Below are 2,297 nucleotides of genomic sequence, written 5' to 3' on the forward strand. Positions count from 1 at the left end.
CGCCGCCCTCCAGCGCGACGTGGACCGTCGCGAGCAGGCCGTCGACCTGGTCCGCGCGTTCGCCTCGTACGAGGAGCTGGGCGATCACGGGATCACCGAGCTGGCCGAGGCCCGCGCCCTCGCCGACAGCCTGTGCGCGTACGGCGAGCAGGCCGAAGCGGCCCTGCACTTCCTCCTCACCTCTGGAGCGAACCAGTGACGACCGAGCCCAACACCAGCGACCCCGCCGTCGCGTACGAGGCGGCCCCGAGCATCATCGCGGAGATCTCCTGGGTGACCGCGCAGAGCAGCGCTTTCATCCGCAGCGAGCCGGACCGCGAGTTCTGGCTCCGCAAGGCCGCGGTGTTCGACCGCATCGCGGTCAAGGAAGCCGCGATGTACGTCCCTGGGCAGACCACAGACGTGGTCGAGACCGCCGTCGAGGCGGCGCGGGCACTGGTCCAGTACGACCTCGCGCACTGCGGCTTGAGCCTCAAGGGGGCTGAGCTGGTCACCGATGAGGACCACCGCGAATACGTCCGCCACCAGTACCACGAATGGTGCCGCGCACAGCACTTCTGATCTCACCCGGGGCAGCGGCCAACCCGTCAAAGCAGCCCGCTGCCCCGGCCTCCCCATCCCATGCAGAGACAGGAGGTGTTATCAGGATGCACCACTGCATCCAAGCGAGGAGCCAGAAGGAACCATCTGCCGGAGACCGCCTTCTCTCGATCGCCGAGGTCGCCGAAAGGCTGGGAACGGGCGAGCGCTTCCCGCGCCGCCTTGTAGCCGAGCGTCGGGTGACCTTCGTCAAAGTCGGTCGGCACGTGCGAATCCCTGAGAGCGCTGTGCGGGCGTTCATCGAGGCCAACACCGTTCAGCCCGTTCGCCATCGTCGTCGGCGCTACGCGAGGGCGGTCTGATGGCCAACAACAAAGGGAAGCGTCGTACCTTCGGCGCCGTCCGCAAGCTGCCCTCCGGACGCTTCCAGGCCCGCTACCCGGGACCCGACGGCATCATGCGGCCGGCGCCTGAGACCTTCGGTTCCGCGGCTGCTGCGGACGACTGGTTGGCGGAGAAGCAGACGGAAATCCGGCACGGTCAGTGGATCGACCCCGACGCGGGCGCGGTCAACTTCGCCGAGTACGCCAAGAAATGGATTGATGAGCGAGAGCTCGCCGCAACCACGGAGGAGTTGTACCGACGACTCTTGCGGCTTCACTTGCTGCCCACCTTCGGTGGCATGGATCTCGACGAGATCCACCCGCCGCTCGTCAGAACATGGCGTGCGGAGCGCAAGAAGACGACCGGTGCCACGACGGTGGCCAAGTCGTACCGCCTGCTCAAAGCAATCATGGAGACGGCGGTCGACGACGAACTGATCCGTCGAAACCCTTGCCGCATCAAGGGAGCCGGCAAGGAGTCCGCGTCTGAGCGTCCTGTGGCGACCGTGGCCCAGGTCGACGAGGTCGCCGAGGCCATGGGACGTCGGTGGCGCCTGATGGTCTACCTGGCCGCCTATGGTCCTGCGCGGCCGGAGGAGCAGGCGGCCTTGAGGCGTCCGGACGTGTCACTGGAGCCGCTGGGTGTGTGGGTCCGCAGTGCCGAGCCGGAGCTGACCACGGGGCGCCGAGTGCAGGGCGACACGAAGTCCGATGCGGGAAAGCGGTTCATCACACTCCCCGCGTTCATGGAGAAGGACGTCAGGAGGCATCTCGCCTGGTACGCGGAGAAGGACCCGCAGGGGCTGCTGTTCGTAGGGGAGAAGGGCAAGCCGTTCCGGAGGTCCACGTTCGGGCGGAAGTGGCGCAAGGCGCGCGTGAGGGTGGGCCTGCCGGAGGGTTTTCGCTTCTACGACCTCCGGCACACCGGGCACACTCTCTCGACCCAGTCGGGGGCGACCCTCAAGGACACGATGGTTCGAGCCGGCCAGTCGTCGGAGAAGGCGGCGCTGATCTATCAGCACTCGAACCTCGTGCGGCAGCAGGAGGTAGCCGGGGGTATCGACGCCCGGGTGCGTGACGAACGGCAGAAGGCTGCGGGCCAGAGCGGCAGTGAGGAGCCATCTGGCACGGATCTGGCACGCGACGCCTGAACTGGTCCAGACAACGAACAAGGCCCAGGTGATTCACCTGGGCCTTACGTTTGGAGCGGGTGACGAGAATCGAACTCGCGCTCTGAGCTTGGGAAGCTCATGTTCTACCATTAAACTACACCCGCGAAAGACACCCGTTTCGGGGCGTCGTATCGTCGCACACTCTACCCCATGCGAAGCCCCCGGCGCACGTGTCGTCGGGGGTCTCCTTGTATGTGTGGAC

4 protein-coding genes and 1 tRNA gene are annotated in these 2,297 nt (G+C 66.5%); 4 read left to right on the plus strand and 1 reads right to left on the minus strand.

Going from position 1 to position 2,297, the window contains the following annotated elements:
- The 4 genes from K6I34_RS35865 to K6I34_RS35880 form a co-directional block, all read left to right on the plus strand.
- A partial coding sequence (locus K6I34_RS35865) for a hypothetical protein (RefSeq protein WP_229332214.1) occupies positions 1-199 on the plus strand: 199 nt, incomplete at its 5' end.
- Complete coding sequence (locus K6I34_RS35870) at positions 196-561, plus strand: hypothetical protein (protein ID WP_229332215.1); 366 nt, start codon at positions 196-198, stop codon at positions 559-561. The genes K6I34_RS35865 and K6I34_RS35870, both read left to right, overlap by 4 nt.
- Before the next feature lie 86 nt (positions 562-647).
- A complete protein-coding gene (locus tag K6I34_RS35875; RefSeq protein WP_229332216.1) occupies positions 648-902 on the plus strand; it encodes a helix-turn-helix domain-containing protein in 255 nt (84 codons plus the stop codon).
- Positions 902-2,074: a tyrosine-type recombinase/integrase gene (locus tag K6I34_RS35880; protein WP_229332217.1), complete on the plus strand. Its 1,173-nt coding sequence runs from the start codon at positions 902-904 to the stop codon at positions 2,072-2,074. Before K6I34_RS35875 ends, K6I34_RS35880 begins: the two co-directional genes overlap by 1 nt.
- Before the next feature lie 51 nt (positions 2,075-2,125).
- Here K6I34_RS35880 and K6I34_RS35885 read toward each other — a convergent pair.
- Positions 2,126-2,199: transfer RNA gene (locus tag K6I34_RS35885), tRNA-Gly, on the minus strand.
- Between the last annotated feature and the right edge of the window lie 98 nt (positions 2,200-2,297).

The sequence above is a fragment of the Streptomyces sp. UNOC14_S4 genome (genome assembly GCF_020740835.1).
Classification (GTDB): domain Bacteria; phylum Actinomycetota; class Actinomycetes; order Streptomycetales; family Streptomycetaceae; genus Streptomyces.